Here is a 19,524-nt window from a genome sequence, read left to right on the forward strand (position 1 = left end):
ATGTTCACCATTCACCGTGTGAAATAGTGGTCCTGATGCTTACAATGTCGACAAAATAAAGATACGTATTCTTCGGCATCATAGTCAACGGCTAAGTCGTTGGAACCACAATACATACAGCGTTTGACTGAATAGAAATTTAAACGCGGTTCAATTTTCTTCCACGAACGCCAGACAGGTTGAAAGAAAATCCGTTCATCATAACCGAGAAATTTAAAAAATAGGATTTCACTCATTTTACTGAGCGGCATAGTGGGTAAACGAGGAAGTGTAGATGTTTCCCATCTTTCTGTGAGAGATCGTTCCCGATACTGCTGAACAGTTTTTTTGAGTAAGTTGGTATTGATGAAGTTCTCATTGCGTGGCTTTAGTGCTTTTTGTTCATATAAATATTCCAATGCAGTTTGGATGAGATAATAAATCTGACCTACCGCGAGAGTATCCATTAAACGATAACAAAAAGTTTGAAAGCTCTGATTTCCTGCAATTTGAACCCCCCAAGATTTGCAGTAATATTGCATGAACTGGACGATTTCTTGATATAAGATCAAATACAGGGTGTTTTTAACTTCTTCAGCATCTTTAAATGGGATGCCGAGTTTTAAATTTTCGTAAAACCAATGTCTGAGTTGTTGGGTAATACTGAATAAACTTGGCTCTGTATAACCTTCTAGACGGACATTGACATAATATTCATGCGCTTCTTCTGCAAAGTCTTTGGCAATTAAAATTTGGTCTTTTAAAAGTTGCTTGAGCAAGGTACTTTGAAAATAATAATTGGGGGTAATGGGTTGATATTTAATTTTTTCCCAATGAATAAATTCGTCATGTGCTGAATATTCCTGAATCTGATTATCCAGAATACTGAGTAAAAACAGTTTGTGTAGAAAGCTAAGTTGGCGCAGTTCTAGCTCTACAATCTCTTTTTTCTTGAGTTTACGTTGTTCTTGCAGTCGAGTTTCTTGAAGTAATTTTTTACGTTTTGAAGCACAACTGTCACAGTGACACGTGAATTTATCCGACTGAAATACCCGATGCGCACAGTGACTACATTCATGGAATTGCACATCTTGATCATATTGTTCGGCTTCTATCCAATACATTGCTGCCTGACAAAGCGGACAAGTTGTGCTTTCATCCAGTTGTTTTTGCAGAATTTGGAGCAGCATGGTTAGTCATCGAATAATTGAATCAGTGCTTAAGATTATACACCGTTTAGGTGTTGTTCAGAGTTGAACTGTTAAGCATTTGTGCAAAGCTTTGCTGATGTTTTGCAAATAAAAAGAGCTACTGCTTCGAGTAGCTCTTTATTCGGTAGCAGTTAGAAAGAATTTAATAGGCTGCAGGGCAAGGCAGTGTTTCGTCATCTTCTCCGAGTTGTTTGGCATAAATTAAAGCTTTCACTTTTTTGGAAGGAATTTTTTTGCTTCCTAAAGCATCATATTGATTTAAAACGGTGCTAACCTCTTGTGCTTGTATTGCAATACCTTCACAACACATAAATGTAGCAATCACTTTGTGATCAATCCCTGCCGCGTGCAAGGTTTGCATGATTTTGATATTTTCCGTACGAATCAAATGTTCTTTGATATACATTTTGCACCTCGTTTTTATTTTGCTCATTTTATAGTGCGCTTTGCACATCTATTTACAAGCAAAAAACGTGCACAAATTGTAGTCAGTTTGAAAGATAATTCATAAAAATGTCACTCGCACAAGTGATACGAAACGGTGTGTAACTGAAATAGAGAGGTATGCGCTAAATACACTGTAATTTATGGGCTATGAGTTTCTGATTCACTTTCTGTTTTTGTTTATCGGCTAGATAATTTTGATAAGTTGTTATAGCACCAGACTGCTTCGCACTATAAATCACTGCATAAATGCGTGCACCTTGCAGAATAATTTCATATTGCCCTGTATTACGTTGGAAATTACGTTCGTTGAAAAAAAGGTGTTGTTCATAGGGACGGTCTTCTGCCATTTCAATATTTTCAGTTTTTATATAATGCAAAGAAATGGGCTTTAAATAAGGAAAATACATCAGTTTTATTGTTTGCCCATTTTGGGCTGGGGCAACCAAAACAAAATGATGTTGTTGATCCGCTGCAAGACATTCCATGTATTGAAGAGTTGGCGCGGCAATTGCAATGGATGCAAAACTTGACAAGATGATGCCATAAATCAGGTGTTGTATTTTCATTTTTAGCCGACATACTCGTAGAGGAGGAATAAAGCGTATAAATAAAATACATCTCCTTAAAATTATGCGCAATCGTGATTGAAATGCGGAAAATAAACACCCATATTGAATGATAAACAAGGGCAAAGATACTTGTACTGTGATGAATGATTTTACGCAATGCAAAAGTCAATGCTAAAAAGACAAATAGGAAATGATATGAACATTGCGGCAAACCCAGTGGTAGAAGCAGATCAAACTGTATATTTAAAAGACTATCAAAAACCTGTATTTCTGGTTGATTCGATCAATTTAGATATTCAGGTGTATGCAGAACATACTCAAGTGGATGCCAATTTGGTCATGAAACGCCAGACTGACGGTGATTTGGTCTTATTGGGGCGTGATTTAGAGCTGAAGTCTATAAGCTTAAATGGTCAGGTTTTAAATGTGAGCGATTACACTTTAGATAGTGAGCAACTTGTTATCCATAATGCACCAAATGAAGTCATCTTAGAAACATCAGTGATCATTCATCCCGAATCAAATACGCAGCTTGAAGGCTTATACCAAGCAGCATCAGATTTGTATGTAACACAAAATGAACCAGAAGGTTTCCGTAAAATTACATTCTATCCAGACCGTCCTGATGTTTTAGGTGTATTTACGACGCGTGTAGAGGCCGATAAAAAATATCCAGTGCTTCTGGCCAATGGTAATTTGCTTGAAACAGGTTCGGTTGGCGAAGACCGCCATTTTGCGATTTGGCAAGATCCAACCAAAAAACCAAGCTATCTTTTTGCTTGTGTGATTGGTGATTTAGCTGTTTTAAAAGATCGATACACGACTTCTGAAGGACGTGATGTGGCTTTGGAAATTTATGCTGAAGAAAAAGATATTCCAAAATGCCATATTGCGATGGAAGCCTTAAAACATTCTATGCGTTGGGATGAAGAACACTATGGTCGTCCATATGATCTAGACAATTATATGATTGTTGCCACCAGTGCTTTCAACATGGGCGCAATGGAAAATAAAGGTTTAAATATCTTTAATACCTCATGTGTACTGGCTGATGAAGAATACACAACAGACGCTGCAATTATGCGTGTGCAATCGGTCATTGCACATGAATATTTCCATAACTGGACAGGTAACCGTATTACTTGCCGTGACTGGTTCCAATTATGTCTAAAAGAAGGCTTAACAGTTTTTCGTGATCAATCTTTTTCGGAAGATTTGCAATCGGCAGCTGTACAACGGATTGATGATGTCGCTGTACTCAAAGCACATCAATTCCCAGAAGATTCGGGCCCATTGTCTCATCCACCGCGTCCTGACCATTTTGTAGAAATTAATAACTTTTACACAGCTACTGTATATGAGAAAGGGGCTGAAATTAACCGCATGATGGCGACCTTATTAGGAAAAGAAAAATTCCGTAAAGGCACAGATGAATATTTCCGCCGTCACGATGGTCAAGCTGTAACAGTTGAAGATTGGGTTGCTGCATTAACTGCGGGTTCAGGTGTTGATTTGTCAAATTTCCTGACTTGGTACAATCAACCAGGTACGCCAAAACTTGAAGCAATAGGTGAGTATGATGCTGCGGCACAAACCTATCGTTTGAGTTTTAAGCAAAGCCTTAAAGCCCATGCGAAATACCCGAACTTAAAAGCAGTTCCGATTCCTGTGGCACTGGCATTATTTAATGCGGAAACAGGTGAACAATACACGCTGCAATCTGATGCATTATTTGAAAATAGCGTGAAGGATGGTGTGTATTTGTTCGATCAAGAACAAGCGAGCATTATCTTTACAAATGTAACAGCGAAACCTGTCGTGTCTTTGCTTCGTAATTTCTCTGCACCAGTCAATCTTGAATTTAACTATTCAGATGAAGAATTGGCGTTCCTGATTCAGTATGAAACCAACGGCTTTAACCAATGGCAGGCTACACAAACCTTGTTAGAGCGTGTTTTATTGAATGATCATGATGCAACAATTTATGTTCAAGCCATTAAAAATACGTTGCCTGCACTTGTCGAAAAAGATCCTTTACTGGCCTCACGTTTGTTTGATGTTCCGAGCGAAGGTTATTTGGGTAGTCGTATTGATGAAAACTATAATCCTGAGGTAATTCAAGAAAAGCGTAATGCATTATTAAACACCTTGGCATGTGAATTAGGTCAATTCTGTAAAGAAACATACTTAGCTTTAGATCCTGATTTGCAGAAAGATTTTTCACAGGCCATGGGCGTTCGGGCATTGAAAAATATCATGTTGATGATGTTGGCACGACAAGGTGATACGGAAGCATTTGATTTGGCTTACCGTCAATATACCAGTACGACCAATATGTCTGAGCGTTTAGGGGCTTTACGTGTTTTAGTCTGGAATGATGCACCACAAGCTTCAACTGCTCTCCAAGACTTTTATACGCGCTTCAAAGATGAAGCACTTTCTCTTGACCAGTGGTTTACAGTCCAAGCGTCAAATCCGAATGCAACTGCGGAAAGTATTCAAACTTTGATTAATCATCCAGATTATGATTTGGGAGTACCAAACCGAATTCGTGCTGTGAGTGGTGGTTTAAATAGCAACCCTGTAAATACTTGGAGCTTTGGTGTTGACCATTTTGTAGATTTGGCCAAGTATTTAGATGAAAAGAATCCAATTTTAGGTTCACGTTTATTACAGGTTTTATCTCGTTGGTATACTTTAGCCGAACCCCAACGTTCACATGTATTGGCATCTTTAGAAGCCTTAAAGCCACAAGTGAAATCTAAAAATGTGGTGGAAACTTTAAACAGTATGCTGAGCATCTGATAAAAAATTCTAGAGTTTAAGCTGGTTCAGGCTATTTTTCAGCAATGGGAAATAGCCTTTTTATTGGTTTCATTAAAATTAAAAATAGAAACACTGAATAAATGTAGCAATATAAGATATTTATTTACTTGAACTTTTTTCTTCTGAAAATAATTGAAAAAGACATTTAGATAATTTTGTCATAAAAAATGATCAATTAAATACTTCTTCTACATATTTTCTTCATAATTTGTTAACTTTCTGTTACATTTCGCCAGATTTCTTTAAAAGAGTAATAAAAATGAATAAATTATTAGTTGCCTCTATGATTTCTGCAACAATGCTGATGACAGGTTGTGCAAGTATTATTAAGGGGTCGACTCAAACGCTAACGTTTACCAGCGTTCCAGATTCAGCCAAAATTGAAATTAAAAACCGCGCAGGGCAAAGTGTACATGTTGGGCAAACACCTACTACAGTAAGCTTGAAAAAAGGTGCTGGTTATTTCAAACCAGAAGAATACCAAATTACTTTTAGTAAAGATGGGTTTACACCGAAAACCGTGACAGTAAAAGGCACAGTTAGTGGCTGGTATTTTGGTAATATTATTTTTGGTGGGCTAATTGGTTTGTTGGCAGTAGATCCAGCGACAGGTGCTATGTACAGCTTCACACCAGAGGATATTAACGCAGTATTAGAAGCTAATAATACTGAAAAAATGCCTAAAAATGCTCTGTACACGACAAATTTCATAGGGCCCTTGTCCTATCAGGCTTTTTCTTTCTTAAAATTGCTAGCACTTTCTTAAATTCTTCTTTTTTTCCAAAACCAATCAAACGTAGAATAGCCATCTGAACATAGTCCAAACCGTAGCGAAATAAACTTACTGAAAGTCGTCCATGCTTCTTTAGTTTTATCGCTTTTTTTCGATCATGTTGCCATTCACCTGTTAAATAGCACCAACAGAAACCGATCGCTAGCACTGCTATCAATTTCTTGACTCGTCTAGGGTCTGTTAAACGAGTATTTTCAAGATTGAATCCACGTCCTTTGAGACAACTAAATAAGGTTTCGATTTCCCAGCGTAATGCATAATCACCAATAGCAGAAGCATTAAACATAGGAGAAACAACAAGTAAAAGTTCTCCATCTTCTAATCGTAGCGCACTAATATACAGTTTCACTCGACCAACCCAAATACGTCGTTTACGACATTCTGTTTGACCAACTTGAAGATGACGAAATAAATCACTAATTTTATGATTCTTGGCTAAGTGATTGGTCACAATAAAGTTTTTTTAACACGTATACAGAAGTTAATGTCATTTTCAATTAACCATGTAAACCATTTCTCACCGATAAATTCTCTGTCTGCGAACACATTCACAATACGATCTTTACCAAAAATGGAGATAAAGCGTTGAATCAAAGCAATACGCTCTTTTGTATCTGAATTTCCACGTTTATTGAGCAATGTCCAAACAATAGGTATCGCTATTCCACGATAGACGATGGCTAACATCAAGATATTGATATCTCGTTTTCCCCATTTCCAGTTGGTTCTATCCAAAGTTAATTGGACTTTATCGAATGAAAATATATTGAAAATTAACTGAGAAATTTGACGATAATCGAAATACTGATCTGCAAAGAAGCGTTGTATACGTCGATAAAATGATTGTGGTAAGCACGTGATGGGTAAGGCTTTAGATGCAGAAGAAAGATTACATGTCTGTTTTACAATTAATGCCAGCATAATCAGTGTAAAACATTTTACACGTGACTTGTTCCACTTTAGATATTTGTTTAAGATGAGATGTAACTCATTGAAATGTGTCATCATATTCGTCGTCAGAAAACAAGTATTATGCCATTATTTCAATGAGTTGTCTTTTTTTGTCGTGTACAAAGAATTTAAAGAATCAACCCTCCTTAAAAAACAAAGCCGCTATAAAAGCGGCTTTATCAAATAATTTAGATCAATCTAATTATTCATCATCCATCATGCTTTGGCTCATACCTACAGTATTGAAACCACCATCAACATAAAGGATTTCACCTGTAATACCTGAAGCCCACGGTGAGCAAAGGAATAACGCTGCATTACCCACTTCTTCAATCGTTACATTACGCTGTAATGGAGCGATTTTTTCATTGGCATCCAACATTTTACGGAATGATTTGATACCAGATGCAGCCAATGTACGGATTGGACCCGCAGAGATCGCATTCACACGAATCCCCTCTTTACCTAAGCTTAGTGCTAAATAACGAACACCCGCTTCTAAAGACGCTTTAGCCATGCCCATCACGTTATAATTTGGCATCACACGCTCAGAACCTTGATAAGTCAAAGTCAATAAACAACCCTGACGTGCTTGTAATAAAGGCTTTGCAGCACGTGCCATCGCAACAAAGCTATACGCACTAATGTCATGTGCAATTTTAAAACCCTCACGATCCGTCACGTCGGTAAAGTCACCATCTAGCGTATGTGCAGGTGCAAAACTAATCGAATGCACAACACCGTCTAAACCATCCCAGTGTTTTGCCAACTCGACAAAAGTATTGTCAATTTCTGCATCAATCGCTACATCACAAGGGAAAACGAGGGTTGAACCAAACTGTGCTGCAAAGTCATCAACACGCTTTTTCAGCTTTTCGTTTGGATAAGTAAACGCTAATTCTGCACCTTCACGGTGTAAAGCCGATGCGATACCAAAAGCAATTGATAATTTACTTGCAATACCAGCAATTAAAAAACGCTTACCAGCTAAAAGTCCTTGTGACATCTTATTCTCACTCGAAAAATTTTCACCACATCATGCCAATATTCCTGATTTTTCGGAATTGCATAATCCACCTTTTTTACAATCTTGCATAAAAAAATCGCCTTCATGTGAAGACGATTTATGTTTGATATCAATTCAAATTTAATCATCACCTTGAATTAGGCTTAATAAGCGCATGAATGAATAGTACATCCACACTAAAGTCGCAAGTAAAGCAATCGCACAGACCCATTCAAATGCTTTAGGAGCGCGTTGTGCTGCTGCATTTTCAATAAGATCAAAATCCAAAATTAAGTTCAGTGAAGCAATTACAGCAACAAATCCAGCAAAACCAATACCTAACCAATTGCTTTCAAAAATATAAGGAATACTTGAACCAAAGATCAAACGTAAAACAATCTGCACAACAAAAACTAAAGCAATCGCAATAGAAGCTGAAATTACAATTGCCTTAAATTTTTCAGTCGCACGAATAATTTGGAATTTATATAACGCAACTTTGTACACGACAAAAAAAGACAACTCATTGAAATAATGGCATAATACTTGTTTTCTGACGACGAATATGATGACACATTTCAATGAGTTACATCTCATCTTAAACAAATATCTAAAGTGGAACAAGTCACGTGTAAAATGTTTTACACTGATTATGCTGGCATTAATTGTAAAACAGACATGTAATCTTTCTTCTGCATCTAAAGCCTTACCCATCACGTGCTTACCACAATCATTTTATCGACGTATACAACGCTTCTTTGCAGATCAGTATTTCGATTATCGTCAAATTTCTCAGTTAATTTTCAATATATTTTCATTCGATAAAGTCCAATTAACTTTGGATAGAACCAACTGGAAATGGGGAAAACGAGATATCAATATCTTGATGTTAGCCATCGTCTATCGTGGAATAGCGATACCTATTGTTTGGACATTGCTCAATAAACGTGGAAATTCAGATACAAAAGAGCGTATTGCTTTGATTCAACGCTTTATCTCCATTTTTGGTAAAGATCGTATTGTGAATGTGTTCGCAGACAGAGAATTTATCGGTGAGAAATGGTTTACATGGTTAATTGAAAATGACATTAACTTCTGTATACGTGTTAAAAAAACTTTATTGTGACCAATCACTTAGCCAAGAATCATAAAATTAGTGATTTATTTCGTCATCTTCAAGTTGGTCAAACAGAATGTCGTAAACGACGTATTTGGGTTGGTCGAGTGAAACTGTATATTAGTGCGCTACGATTAGAAGATGGAGAACTTTTACTTGTTGTTTCTCCTATGTTTAATGCTTCTGCTATTGGTGATTATGCATTACGCTGGGAAATCGAAACCTTATTTAGTTGTCTCAAAGGACGTGGATTCAATCTTGAAAATACTCGTTTAACAGACCCTAGACGAGTCAAGAAATTGATAGCAGTGCTAGCGATCGGTTTCTGTTGGTGCTATTTAACAGGTGAATGGCAACATGATCGAAAAAAAGCGATAAAACTAAAGAAGCATGGACGACTTTCAGTAAGTTTATTTCGCTACGGTTTGGACTATGTTCAGATGGCTATTCTACGTTTGATTGGTTTTGGAAAAAAAGAAGAATTTAAGAAAGTGCTAGCAATTTTAAGAAAGAAAAAGCCTGATAGGACAAGGGCCCTATGAAATTTGTCGTGTACAGAGCTAAAAATGACAAAGCCTTAGCAGTGGTATTTACAGATCAAGTGCCTGAAGATGTAATGGCACGTGCAATTCAAATTAAAAAATAAAGCTGTTTTTAATACGTATGTTCTGCATTTTGTTGAATAGATATATAAAAAATCCCTCGATGCAGAGGGATTTTTTGTACTTTAGACTTTTACAACAAGAACTGGAATAGGGGACTGAGTAAGTACGGCTTGTGCAACACTACCGAGCATCATCTTTTTGAAACCAGTACGACCATGTGAACCCATAATAATTAAGTCAGCACTAACTTCATCTGCAATTTGGATAATGCCTTCTGCGGCGGAAACGCCACGAATTACTTTAGTGTCAACCTCTATCTCATCTCGAATGAAGGATTGTTTAATATCTGCCAAACGCTTTTGGGCATTTTCTTCTGCTTGCATGAAATAATCGGTAATTGCTGGAGCAACTTTGTAAAAGTCGACGCCGACAAAGGGGTCGACAGCCACGACACACATAACCGTTACGCGACAATTCAGGAGTTTTGCTAAAGAAAGTGCTTGCTCAACAGCGGTATATGAAATTGGAGATTCATCGACAGGTACTAAAATATGTTGATAAGTCATGGGTGCACACCTTCGATTATGATTATAAAAAACTTAGCTTTCTGCATTTGTAAAATTTAAAAGTATCCTTAAAAGATACTTCTATAAGCACCCACCTAAAAGTAGGTGCTCGATTTATTGGCTTATTCTTTTACAATTAAAACAGGCAGATGCGTACCACGAAGTACATCTTGTGCAAAACTACCAAGTAAAAACTTTTGGAAGCCTTTGCGACCATGTGAACCCATCACAATTAAATCAGATTTTTTCTCTTCAGCAGCTTGCACTACACCTTCAGCAGAAACTTGTCCTTTAATGATTTGTGTTGTTGGCTCAACATCTTCTGCTTGAGCAAAAACAATGGCTTCTTTTAGGGCTTTTTCAGCATTGGCATAAGCTTGTACAAAGTATTCTTTCATAATGGCAGAAGAATAATAAAAGTCGACTTCTGTAAAAGGATCTTCTGCAACAAGGCTAATCAAAGTCAATTCGCTGCCAAATGCTTTCGCAATAATCGCGGCTTGTTTAACTGCGGAAAATGAAATTGCAGAGCCGTCTACTGGAACTAAAATATGTTGGTAAGACATCGGATTTACTCCTGTTGTTTATCATTATTGCTACTTATTTATAGATAGCACATAGTCGGATTGTGATCAATTTATAAAATGAAAAAACAGCGTAAATTCATTCAATTAATTAGAGATTTTTAATCTTTCTCAAGGCTTTCTAAAAGCTAGTAAGTTGAGTGTTTTTATCAGATTTATCAGGAAAGGCTTAATCAAAATGGAATGGTTTTTTCATTTTTTATGATCGAGTATTATTTTTTCGCTAAAATACGCTTGCTGAAAAAGATTCTTTAAAACACATCATTATGAAAATATTTAAAAACTGTGGAATTGCTCATGTATAAAAAGACAATTTTTATCATTTTAAGCTGTATTTTGGTGTTGTTAACGGCATGCCAAAATACTCAAAAAAGTAGCAAAGTTATTGCGCGAAGTTTTAATACGGCCACAGAAATACAGAAAAGAATGTTAGATAAACATGCACCTAAAAATGTGTTGATCTATTCAAATATTGAGTATCTAAAAGATCCAAAATTAGGACTCGATCTATATCAACCTGAAAATATTGAAGAACTGGGTTTAAGACCGACAATTATCTGGATTCATGGTGGGGGATGGATTTCTGGTTCAAAAGAAAATGCTCGTGGATACTTTAAGTTGCTTGCTGCACAAGGTTTTAATGTTGTATCGGTCGAGTACCAATTTGCCCCTCAAGTGATTTATCCTAATCAGTTATTGCAAATAAATCGAGCACTTAAGTTTATTAGTAAACATGCAGAGGACTATCAGATTGATGCTAATCAACTTTATATGGCAGGTGATTCAGCAGGTGCTAATTTAGCAAGTCACTACGCAGCGTTGCTTACAAATCCTCAATTTGCCCGAGAATCAAATTTTGTACCTGCGATCCAACCGCAACAGTTGAAAGGATTAATTCTGCATTGCGGTATTTACGATATAGCATCTTTTGTGGCGACAGCACCTGATGAGCATAAAATTATAGAATGGGGCATTTATAGCCTCGTTAAGGCATACACAGGGGAGCGTAAGGACGATGCCGCTTTCTTAAATGAGATATCGCCAATAAAGCATCTAACTGCAAATTATCCTCCAGTATTTATTAGTGGAGGTCATAAGGACTTTTTAACAGAGACTCAATCTGTTCCTTTCGTTGCCGCATTAAAGCAGCATGAAATACCTGTAACTGCTGTGTTTTATCCTGAAAGTAAAGAGCCATTAGTTCATGAGTATCAATTTTTTATGGGGTTAAAAGCCAGTCAGCAAACTTTTGATCAAACCATTTCTTTTATAGAACAATTCAGTAATTTGGATGCCTCATCGTAGAAAAACTCTATAATCCGTATCTATGAACTGTTAATCTGCATCCAGAAAATTTGGTGAAGTAACACAAGCATGAATGTCCTACTGTTAGCTTATGCCATGTTGGCTTTGGCAATTGTTTCTGAAGTCACGGGTTCGGCATTTTTAGTGAAATCTGAGGGTTTTACAAAATTAGGACCTAGTTTATTGGTCGTCGTGTTTTATGTCGTTTCTTTTTATTTGTTATCGCAAGTAATCAAAACTATTCCTTTGGGAATTGCTTACGCAATTTGGGGTGGTGTTGGTATTGTATTGACGGCTTTAGTCGGTTTTTTTGTATTTAAACAAACTTTGGATTTACCTGCTTTAATTGGAATCGGCATGATTGTGGGTGGAGTAATTGTTATGAATGTTTTCTCAAACTCAATTGGGCATTGATACGAAATAATATAAAAAAAGCATACAAAATATGTATGCTTTTTTTATTAGACAGAGCTTATTTTTTGATGTTCAATTTCATAATAAATGCAACGGCAAAACCAAATAGTAGCCCCCAAAATGCAGAACCAATGCCAAAAAACTGAACGCCTGAAGCACTAAATAAAAAAGTCATCAATGCAGCTTCACGATCAGAAACATCATGAAAAGCCAGTGCTATGTTGTGGCTAATGGTTCCAAATAGTGCAATTCCAGCTAAGGCCACAATAAAAATATGTGGAAAAGACATTAAAAGGCTAGTGAGGGTTGCAGCAAATAGCCCCATCAAAACATAAAAAAATCCACAACTAATTCCTGCAATATAGCGTTTGCTTGGGTCTGGATGTACTTGATCGTCTAAGCTAACTGCGGCACTAATGGCTGCAATATTGACACTATAACAGCCAAAAGGTGCTAATACAGTTTGAATGAGTCCTGTGCCACCAATTAATTGATTGACATGAGGTTGATAGCCATAACTTTTAATCATGGCAATGCCAGGTAAATATTGCGAGGCCATGTTAATGACAAATAGTGGAAGTGCAAGACCTAAAATCGCAGACCAAGTAAAGTCAGGTGTCATCCAGACGGGTTGAGCCATACTCCATGAAACTGTAGGGGTATGGAAGTCCAAGAACACTGGGCACAAGGCAATCGCTGCAATCACGGTTAATACAATGCTGTAGCGTGGAGTAAGTTTTTTTGCAACGATATAAACTGCTAATAAGGAAAGAATAAATTCCCAATCAGTTTTAAGGCTGGCAAAGAGTTCGATGCCAAATTTTAATAAGACACCAGCTAACATTGCGCTGGTTAGACTTTGTGGAATAAGCGTTAGAATTTTTTCAAAAATGCCTAAATAACCTAAAACTGCAGTAATTAAACCACAAACCAGAAAAGCACCGATGGCTTCATTTAAGCTATAACCACTGCCTGTAGCAATGATGAGGGCTAGGCCTGCGGTAGACCAAGCGGTAGACACTGGGTATTTTAGTTTCCATGATAGAAACATGCCTACTAGGCCAATACCAAGCCCTAAAGCCCAAAACCATGAGGTAATTTGTTCGGTACTTGCACCTAAAATTTGAGCTGCTTGAATGACCAACACCGCAGATACACTGATCCCAATTAAAAACGTAATGAAACCAGCGAAGACTGCGGGAATAGAAAAATCTTGAATGAGTTTTTGCATGTATCCGTACTTATTCTATTTTGACCAAAAGTTTAAATATAGGTCTTGCATCATACGCTTAAGCTATATTGGGGAAAAGTAAATATCTTAAAATTAAACGATATTTCACGTTTTAAAGATCATTATTGAAATTTCTTCAACTACAGTGTTGAAAATGCCAATTTCATGCCAAAGCCTAAAAAAGCAAATCCAACGATTGCTACAGCAACTGAAGTGAGGCGATAACGCTGGTTGAAAAATGCTGCAAAACGTACGCCAGAGAAAATCAGAATACTTAAATAAAGCATACTAATGATCTGTAAAATAACAGACATCAGGGTAAAGCTAATCGCTGGGTATGCATAGTTCGGATCGACAAATTGAACGAAGAAAGACAGATAAAACAAAATCGCTTTAGGATTCAGAATACTAATGGTCAAAGCGGTACGATAGGGCTGAGCCTCTTTATAGGTGAGCTGAGTATTGGAACCCTCTAAAGCCTGAGCAGTAGTTCCTTTCCAAGTTCGTATACTTGCAATGATAAGTCGGCTACCCAAATAGGATAAATAAGCTGCACCAACTACTTTTAGAATAATAAACAGCCATGGGAAACTATGTAATAAAGAAGCAGCACCAAAGATGGTACAAAGTATCAGAATGAGATCGCCAGTAAAAACGCCTAAAGCAGCAAGATAGCCTATACGTGTTCCAAAACGTGATGCAATGGACATGACATATAACGAATTTGGACCTGGAAGAATAACAATTAAAATTGTTCCAATAATATAGGTACTGAGATCCGTAATGCCAAACACAATATACTCATTATAAAAAGCTCATTTTGCTATTGTAACAAAATGAGCTTAAAGTTTGCGCACTTATGGTGCAGAATTTTTAAGCTTGAATTTCAGCATCCAAACCGAATGATTGACGTAATAAGGTATTAAGTTGTTCACGTGCTTTAATAAAGCCATCAATACCGCCTTGTAGCAATTGGAAGGCCATTAGATCATGTTCTAAATGGTCTTTAAACGTCGCTTTATCAAGAATGACTGCTTGTTCGGAACTGCTTGTAATTTGGTTTGGGTCGAGCTGAAGTTGTACTTCACGGGTATCAAGTTCTAATTCAGCCAATAAATTAGGAGATACTGTTAACAAATCACAACCTGCTAAACCAAGGACTTGATCGATGCTACGGAAGCTTGCTCCCATAATTTCAGTCTTAATCTGGTGCTGCTTGTAGTATTGATAAATTTGTTTCACAGAGACCACACCCGGATCTTTATCAATAGGATAGCTTTCTACATTTTCAGCTTTTTTGTACCAGTCCAGAATACGACCTACAAATGGAGAAATTAAAGTCACTTTAGCATCAGCGCAAGCTTGAGCTTGATGTAAACCAAACAGAAGGGTGAGGTTACAGTGAATACCTTCAGCTTCAAGTGCTCGAGCAGCTTGAATGCCCTCCCAAGTTGAAGCAATTTTAATCAGAATTCTGTTTTGATCGATACCATAAGCTTTATAAAGTGCTAAAAGCGATTTGGCTTTGGCGATGGTTGCTTCGGTGTCATAAGATAATGAAGCATCCACTTCGGTTGAAACACGGCCTTCAATCAGTTTAAGAATTTCTACCCCAAATTTTACAGTCAGAATATCAATGGTACGTTCAATCAATTCATCAGAAGTATAGCCTTCTTGCTTTGCTTGATCATATGCAGCTTCAATTAAAACTTTATTTTCTGGTTGATTGGCTGCTGCTGTGATTAAAGAAGGATTGGTCGTTGCATCGAGCGGACGAAATTTTTCAATTGCCGCTAAGTCACTACTATCAGCAACGATGGTTGTCATCTTTTTTAATTGGTTTAACGCATTTTGTGTCATTGAAATCTATTTCTTAAAAGTTATATCCGTCATTTAGTTATACCACAAACTTTGCTTAGCCCAAGCAAAATCAGGGCTTCGAGCACATTTAATTCGTATTTTTTTTGTTGTTTCGAATATGTTCAATCAAAAACCGAGCTGCCGCACCAAGCTGACTTTCACGGCTCCAGACTAAATCAACCGAATATTCAAATTTGGGTGAGAAATCTTGGAAATTCAGGATTTTTAATTGTTGTTGTAATGCTGGATTTTCATTGAGCATTTCATACGGGAGTACACCCCAGCCTAAATTTTGCAAAATCATGGCACATGAGGAGTGATGATTATCTGTACGCCAATAATTTTTAGAAAAAAGTAATTCAGGCTTTAAACTTCGGTCACGACTGGCCACAACAATTTGCCGACTTTGTAATAATTGTTCATAGCTTATTTTTTCATGTTGAGCGAGAGGATGTTGTTTCGATGCGACTGCAATAAGCGTTTCTCGTTTGAGCTCTACAAATTGTTCACCACTTTGTAATTGTTCACGCTCAAACATTAATGCTAATTGTGCAGATTGATCGAGCAGCATTTGCAATGCATCTTCTTGAGGTGCCGAAAAAATGTTGATTTGAAGTTCAGGAAAACGTTGCTCGAGTAGCAAAATATAGTCCGTCCAATGCGTATGGAGTAATTCAGAAACCACCACAATGTTTAAATTCGATTCTAGGCCACCAGCTAAGGCAAAGGCATGTTGTTTCCATTGATTCATTTCAATGAGAAGCTGTTGAGTCTTCTCATATAAAGTCATGGCTTGTGCAGTTGCAATTGGTTCACGACCTTGACGGCTGAAAAGCGTAAGATCTAGATCAATTTCAAGATTCGCAATAGACATGCTAATCGCAGAGGGAACTTTACCCAGCTTTCTTGCGGCTGCTGAAAAAGAACCAGTTTCAATGACGGTTTGAAAAATAAGCAGTTGATCTTGGTTTATATTCATTGGCGTGTATTTTGCTTAAGTTACTAAAAAAAGCTTCATGGTGAACCTTTCAAAAATATTGAAAGAATCTAACTCGATTAATCAATATCATAAACATAAAATATCAAACATCTAAGACAAAGAGTATTTTTAAATGTTGATTTCCAAGAGAAGGATTGTTCATGCGTTAAGCTATGAGATCATCCTGTTGGTCATCATTGCCATCGCATTAAGTTTTATTTTTAACATGCCCATGGAAGTGACGGGAAGCCTAGGAATAGCTATGGCAATCACTTCCGTATTTTGGAACATGATTTTTAATCATTTTTTTGAAAAGTTTGAGCAACGCCGTAAATTGCAACGTACTGTTGGCGTTCGTATTATGCATGCGATTGGATTTGAAGGTGGTTTAATGTTAGCCACTATTCCAATGGTGGCGTATGCAATGGACATGACCATCTGGCAAGCCATATTATTGGATCTGAGTTTGACCATGTGTATTTTGGTATATACCTTTATTTTCCAATGGTGTTATGACCATATTGAAATGCGATTAGGGTATTCTCCTGTTCAGCAGTCATAAGAAGTAAAAAAGCCACAAATAAGTGGCTTTTTTTATGTATGGACGCTAAATCGCTTAACAGCAAACTCATTACAAAAATAAAAATATTGCATTATTTAGATCGTTTGACGATGGATAAATAATTGATGCATCTAAAGTTGGATCTCAGCTAGGTTAAATAGCTTGGTAATCATATTTCAAATGCGATTTTAGTCATTTAAATGATCTATCCTGTAATCTTTAAAAGGTCGAGTGGTATCTCAGCTTTGATTTTTTAAATAAAGAGATCCAAATAATGATAAAAAGAGTATGCAGATGGATTGGACTTACTTATTACAACATTACGGTTATTTTGCCGTCGTCATTGGTTCTTTTTTCGAAGGTGAAACGATACTCATGCTCGGTGCTTATGCCGTACATCAGCATGTTCTCAATTTTTGGCTGTTGATTGTTTCTGCAATGATTGGTGGTTTTATTGGTGATCAGTTGTATTACCAAATTGGGAAACGGTATGGATATGACTTTATTGATCAGCACCCAAAATTAAAACTGAGATTTCAAAAAGCCAGTGTATTAATTGAAAACTATCCAACCTTAAGTATTTTATTGATGCGTTTTGCTTGGGGCTTAAGAACAGTTATTCCTATGATCATTGGGATTAAGCAATACTCAGTTTTGCGTTATATGGCAATCAATCTATTGGCTTGTTTTATTTGGGCATTTGTTATTGTAAGTGTTGGTTTGCAAGTTTCGCATTGGTTGCATCTGTTCTGGCAAGCAGTAGTCCAACATGACGAATATTCAGCCTTGATCATTGTCGCAGTGATTACCTGTATCTTATTGGTTCGTTTTCTCTTTTGGATGGTTTCATACCTTAGACAATCTAAAGATCATTGAGTTTGCTACAAATTGATCTTGAAGCTGAGCGTTAATTTAAGTCTCAGAGGGAAAAAAGCACCTCCGTAGAAGTGCTTTTTTAGAGAGGGTAAGTCAATTATTTTTCAACAATTGCCGTTACACCTTGACCACCCGCCGCACAAATCGAGATGAGTACACGACCAGAGCCTTTTTGGTTAAGAAGTTTTGCAGCCGTTGCTAAAATGCGTCCACCTGTTGCAGCAAACGGATGACCTGCTGCCAAAGAAGAACCTTTAACGTTGAGTTTGCTACGGTCAATTGAACCTAATGGTGCAGCTAAGCCTAAGCGATCTTTACAGAATTGTGGATCTTCCCAAGCTTTTAAAGTTGAAAGAACTTGTGAAGCAAAGGCTTCATGAATTTCGTAATAGTCAAAATCTTGCAGCGTAATACCAGCACGTTCAAGCATACGAGGAACTGCGTAAGCAGGAGCCATTAATAAGCCTTCTTTTGGTCCATTCTTGCCAATAAAGTCTACCGCAGCAGTTTCAGTAAAGGTTAAATAAGCCAATACTTCATGACCATTTGCTTTTGCCCATTCTTCAGATGCAAGTAACACACAAGATGCGCCATCGGTTAATGGGGTAGAGTTACCCGCAGTCATGGTGCGTGCATCACCTTTACCAAAAGCAGGTTTAAGTTTAGCTAGCTTTTCAACTGTAGAATCAGCACGTAAGTTATTGTCACGTTCTAAACCTAAGAATGGTGTGATTAAGTCATCGAAGAAACCTTCTTCATAAGCCTTCGCCATTTTTTGATGTGAAGAGGCTGCAAGTTCATCCTGTGCTTCACGCGAAATACCCCATTCTAATGTTGTAATCGCCTGATGATCGCCCATTGATAGACCAGTACGTGGTTCACCATTTTTAGGGGCATCCATCAAATCTTTTAGGTTAATTTTGGTTAAGGCTTTTAAACGGTCTTTCCCTGTTCTTGCGATATTGAGCTCAAGCAATGCCTTACGTAAACCATCACCAAAAGCAATTGGCGCATCTGAAGTGGTATCTACGCCACCAGCGATACCCACTTCAATTTGTCCCAAGGCAATTTTATTCGCAACTTGGAAAGCTGCTTGTAAGCCTGTTCCACATGCTTGTTGCAAATCATAAGCAGGAGTTTCCGGTGCTAAAGCAGTATCAAGCACACATTCACGAGTCATATTGAAGTCACGGCTATGTTTTAACACTGCGCCCGCGACTACTTCACCTAGGCGCTGACCTTGAAGATTATAACGCTCAACAAGACCATTTAATGCTGCGGTAAACATATCCATGTTTGATGCTGTGAAATAAGCACCATTCGAACGAGCGAATGGAATACGGTTACCACCAATAATTGCAACGCGGCGAGGAGTATTTTGACTCATAATTTTTTCCTGTTGGACAGAAGTTTGAGTTGTAGATTCAGTTTTAGATGTACTAGGTGCTGCTTTTTTGCGAGGCGAAGAAGTTGCACGTGTACGTGTTGTTTTAGTCGTTGGGGTTGCAGACGTAGAAGCTGTGTCAGTTGTTTTGCGTGTACGAGTACGTGCTTTTGATGTATTTGACACAGTTTCTGCCACAGAATGATCGACTGCTGGATTATCTTGAGTTGTTTTGCTCATAAGGCTTTTCCAAGCATGT

19 protein-coding genes and 1 pseudogene are annotated in these 19,524 nt (G+C 37.4%); 7 read left to right on the plus strand and 13 right to left on the minus strand.

Translation table 11 applies throughout. From position 1 onward, the window contains the following. Window positions 1–11: 11 nt before the first annotated feature. The 3 genes from C3F34_RS15330 to C3F34_RS15340 all read right to left on the minus strand — a co-directional run bounded on the left by C3F34_RS15330 (window position 12) and on the right by C3F34_RS15340 (window position 2,203). Window positions 12–1,169 (minus strand): hypothetical protein, encoded by a 1,158-nt coding sequence (locus C3F34_RS15330; RefSeq protein ID WP_104442035.1) that lies wholly within the window; start codon window positions 1,167–1,169, stop codon window positions 12–14. Window positions 1,170–1,332: 163 nt separating this feature from the next. Beyond that, window positions 1,333–1,596, minus strand: a complete 264-nt coding sequence (locus tag C3F34_RS15335; protein ID WP_016166355.1) for a hypothetical protein — start codon at window positions 1,594–1,596, stop codon at window positions 1,333–1,335. A 163-nt stretch (window positions 1,597–1,759) separates the two neighbouring features. Then, window positions 1,760–2,203, minus strand: a complete 444-nt coding sequence (locus tag C3F34_RS15340) for a hypothetical protein (protein WP_104442036.1) — start codon at window positions 2,201–2,203, stop codon at window positions 1,760–1,762. A gap of 198 nt (window positions 2,204–2,401) precedes the next feature. Here C3F34_RS15340 and pepN point away from each other — a divergent pair, with 198 nt between their 5' ends. Together pepN and C3F34_RS15350 are read left to right on the plus strand one after the other, a co-directional pair. Beyond that, window positions 2,402–5,011 (plus strand): aminopeptidase N, encoded by a 2,610-nt coding sequence (gene pepN, locus C3F34_RS15345; protein ID WP_104442037.1) that lies wholly within the window; start codon window positions 2,402–2,404, stop codon window positions 5,009–5,011. Between the two features lie 280 nt (window positions 5,012–5,291). After that, window positions 5,292–5,798 carry a hypothetical protein gene (locus C3F34_RS15350; RefSeq protein WP_228155311.1) on the plus strand — a complete coding sequence of 169 codons (507 nt, stop codon included), beginning with the start codon at window positions 5,292–5,294 and terminating at the stop codon, window positions 5,796–5,798. On the opposite strand, the gene C3F34_RS15355 is transcribed toward C3F34_RS15350, so the two are convergent. From C3F34_RS15355 to C3F34_RS15365, 3 genes and pseudogenes are all read right to left on the minus strand, one after another. Continuing rightward, a protein-coding gene (locus C3F34_RS15355; protein ID WP_104442269.1) for an IS4 family transposase occupies window positions 5,740–6,830 on the minus strand; the annotation gives its coding sequence in 2 pieces (ribosomal slippage) (window positions 5,740–6,290 and window positions 6,290–6,830; 1,092 coding nt in all). The two genes, C3F34_RS15350 and C3F34_RS15355, sit on opposite strands and share 59 nt — an antisense overlap. Window positions 6,831–6,978: 148 nt before the next feature. Next, window positions 6,979–7,782, minus strand: a complete 804-nt coding sequence (locus tag C3F34_RS15360) for an enoyl-ACP reductase FabI (RefSeq protein WP_104442038.1) — start codon at window positions 7,780–7,782, stop codon at window positions 6,979–6,981. Window positions 7,783–7,923: 141 nt separating this feature from the next. Continuing rightward, window positions 7,924–8,274, minus strand: a pseudogene (locus C3F34_RS15365) (Bax inhibitor-1/YccA family membrane protein); the annotation flags it as partial. A 76-nt stretch (window positions 8,275–8,350) separates the two neighbouring features. On the opposite strand from C3F34_RS15365, the gene C3F34_RS15370 reads away from it, so the two are divergent. Continuing rightward, window positions 8,351–9,441, plus strand: a protein-coding gene (locus C3F34_RS15370) for an IS4 family transposase (protein ID WP_104442269.1) whose coding sequence is annotated in 2 segments (ribosomal slippage) — window positions 8,351–8,891 and window positions 8,891–9,441 — 1,092 coding nt in all. Because the reading frame shifts where the segments join, the coding sequence is not laid out codon by codon here. Window positions 9,442–9,626: 185 nt separating this feature from the next. On the opposite strand, the gene C3F34_RS15375 is transcribed toward C3F34_RS15370, so the two are convergent. Further along, window positions 9,627–10,070, minus strand: a complete 444-nt coding sequence (locus tag C3F34_RS15375) for a universal stress protein (RefSeq protein ID WP_016166352.1) — start codon at window positions 10,068–10,070, stop codon at window positions 9,627–9,629. 122 nt (window positions 10,071–10,192) lie between these two features. Next, a complete protein-coding gene (locus tag C3F34_RS15380; protein WP_104442039.1) occupies window positions 10,193–10,636 on the minus strand; it encodes a universal stress protein in 444 nt (147 codons plus the stop codon). Window positions 10,637–10,951: 315 nt separating this feature from the next. Between C3F34_RS15380 and C3F34_RS15385 the strand changes: the two genes are divergently transcribed. After that, the gene (locus tag C3F34_RS15385; RefSeq protein WP_104442040.1) at window positions 10,952–11,959 is read left to right on the plus strand and encodes an alpha/beta hydrolase; all 1,008 of its coding nucleotides are present in this window, start codon (window positions 10,952–10,954) and stop codon (window positions 11,957–11,959) included. A gap of 69 nt (window positions 11,960–12,028) precedes the next feature. Beyond that, window positions 12,029–12,373 carry a DMT family transporter gene (locus tag C3F34_RS15390; protein WP_016166349.1) on the plus strand — a complete coding sequence of 115 codons (345 nt, stop codon included), beginning with the start codon at window positions 12,029–12,031 and terminating at the stop codon, window positions 12,371–12,373. Between the two features lie 58 nt (window positions 12,374–12,431). Here the strand turns inward: C3F34_RS15390 and C3F34_RS15395 are convergent, their stop codons facing one another. The 4 genes from C3F34_RS15395 to C3F34_RS15410 all read right to left on the minus strand — a co-directional run bounded on the left by C3F34_RS15395 (window position 12,432) and on the right by C3F34_RS15410 (window position 16,443). Beyond that, window positions 12,432–13,604: a benzoate/H(+) symporter BenE family transporter gene (locus tag C3F34_RS15395; protein WP_104442041.1), complete on the minus strand. Its 1,173-nt coding sequence runs from the start codon at window positions 13,602–13,604 to the stop codon at window positions 12,432–12,434. A 140-nt stretch (window positions 13,605–13,744) separates the two neighbouring features. Beyond that, entirely contained in the window at window positions 13,745–14,398 is a 654-nt protein-coding gene (gene leuE, locus C3F34_RS15400; RefSeq protein WP_016166347.1) for a leucine efflux protein LeuE, read from the minus strand. Between the two features lie 79 nt (window positions 14,399–14,477). After that, a complete protein-coding gene (gene tal, locus C3F34_RS15405) occupies window positions 14,478–15,464 on the minus strand; it encodes a transaldolase (protein ID WP_044740416.1) in 987 nt (328 codons plus the stop codon). A gap of 88 nt (window positions 15,465–15,552) precedes the next feature. Beyond that, window positions 15,553–16,443 carry a LysR family transcriptional regulator gene (locus tag C3F34_RS15410; protein ID WP_016166345.1) on the minus strand — a complete coding sequence of 297 codons (891 nt, stop codon included), beginning with the start codon at window positions 16,441–16,443 and terminating at the stop codon, window positions 15,553–15,555. A gap of 133 nt (window positions 16,444–16,576) precedes the next feature. On the opposite strand from C3F34_RS15410, the gene aceI reads away from it, so the two are divergent. Both aceI and C3F34_RS15420 read left to right on the plus strand, forming a co-directional pair. Next, a complete protein-coding gene (aceI, locus tag C3F34_RS15415; protein WP_044740417.1) occupies window positions 16,577–17,005 on the plus strand; it encodes a chlorhexidine efflux PACE transporter AceI in 429 nt (142 codons plus the stop codon). A 294-nt stretch (window positions 17,006–17,299) separates the two neighbouring features. After that, on the plus strand, window positions 17,300–17,881 hold the full coding sequence (locus tag C3F34_RS15420; RefSeq protein WP_104442042.1) for a DedA family protein: 582 nt from the start codon (window positions 17,300–17,302) through the stop codon (window positions 17,879–17,881). A 97-nt stretch (window positions 17,882–17,978) separates the two neighbouring features. Here the strand turns inward: C3F34_RS15420 and C3F34_RS15425 are convergent, their stop codons facing one another. Continuing rightward, a complete protein-coding gene (locus C3F34_RS15425) occupies window positions 17,979–19,505 on the minus strand; it encodes an acetyl-CoA C-acetyltransferase (RefSeq protein WP_104442043.1) in 1,527 nt (508 codons plus the stop codon). Window positions 19,506–19,524 lie beyond the last annotated feature (19 nt).

The sequence above is a fragment of the Acinetobacter sp. ACNIH2 genome (assembly GCF_002934965.1).
Classification (GTDB): Bacteria; Pseudomonadota; Gammaproteobacteria; order Pseudomonadales; family Moraxellaceae; genus Acinetobacter; species Acinetobacter tandoii.

Coding starts and splice junctions, on each gene's coding strand:
- C3F34_RS15425 (WP_104442043.1), bottom strand. CDS start 19,505: ATGAGCAAAACAACTCAAGATAATCCAGCAGTCGATCATTCTGTGGCA.
- C3F34_RS15340 (WP_104442036.1), bottom strand. CDS start 2,203: ATGAAAATACAACACCTGATTTATGGCATCATCTTGTCAAGTTTTGCA.
- C3F34_RS15380 (WP_104442039.1), bottom strand. CDS start 10,636: ATGTCTTACCAACATATTTTAGTTCCAGTAGACGGCTCTGCAATTTCA.
- C3F34_RS15395 (WP_104442041.1), bottom strand. CDS start 13,604: ATGCAAAAACTCATTCAAGATTTTTCTATTCCCGCAGTCTTCGCTGGT.
- C3F34_RS15375 (WP_016166352.1), bottom strand. CDS start 10,070: ATGACTTATCAACATATTTTAGTACCTGTCGATGAATCTCCAATTTCA.
- pepN (WP_104442037.1), top strand. CDS start 2,402: ATGAACATTGCGGCAAACCCAGTGGTAGAAGCAGATCAAACTGTATAT.
- C3F34_RS15350 (WP_228155311.1), top strand. CDS start 5,292: ATGAATAAATTATTAGTTGCCTCTATGATTTCTGCAACAATGCTGATG.
- C3F34_RS15335 (WP_016166355.1), bottom strand. CDS start 1,596: ATGTATATCAAAGAACATTTGATTCGTACGGAAAATATCAAAATCATG.
- C3F34_RS15385 (WP_104442040.1), top strand. CDS start 10,952: ATGTATAAAAAGACAATTTTTATCATTTTAAGCTGTATTTTGGTGTTG.
- tal (WP_044740416.1), bottom strand. CDS start 15,464: ATGACACAAAATGCGTTAAACCAATTAAAAAAGATGACAACCATCGTT.
- C3F34_RS15360 (WP_104442038.1), bottom strand. CDS start 7,782: ATGTCACAAGGACTTTTAGCTGGTAAGCGTTTTTTAATTGCTGGTATT.
- C3F34_RS15420 (WP_104442042.1), top strand. CDS start 17,300: ATGGATTGGACTTACTTATTACAACATTACGGTTATTTTGCCGTCGTC.
- C3F34_RS15330 (WP_104442035.1), bottom strand. CDS start 1,169: ATGCTGCTCCAAATTCTGCAAAAACAACTGGATGAAAGCACAACTTGT.
- C3F34_RS15410 (WP_016166345.1), bottom strand. CDS start 16,443: ATGAATATAAACCAAGATCAACTGCTTATTTTTCAAACCGTCATTGAA.
- C3F34_RS15390 (WP_016166349.1), top strand. CDS start 12,029: ATGAATGTCCTACTGTTAGCTTATGCCATGTTGGCTTTGGCAATTGTT.
- aceI (WP_044740417.1), top strand. CDS start 16,577: ATGTTGATTTCCAAGAGAAGGATTGTTCATGCGTTAAGCTATGAGATC.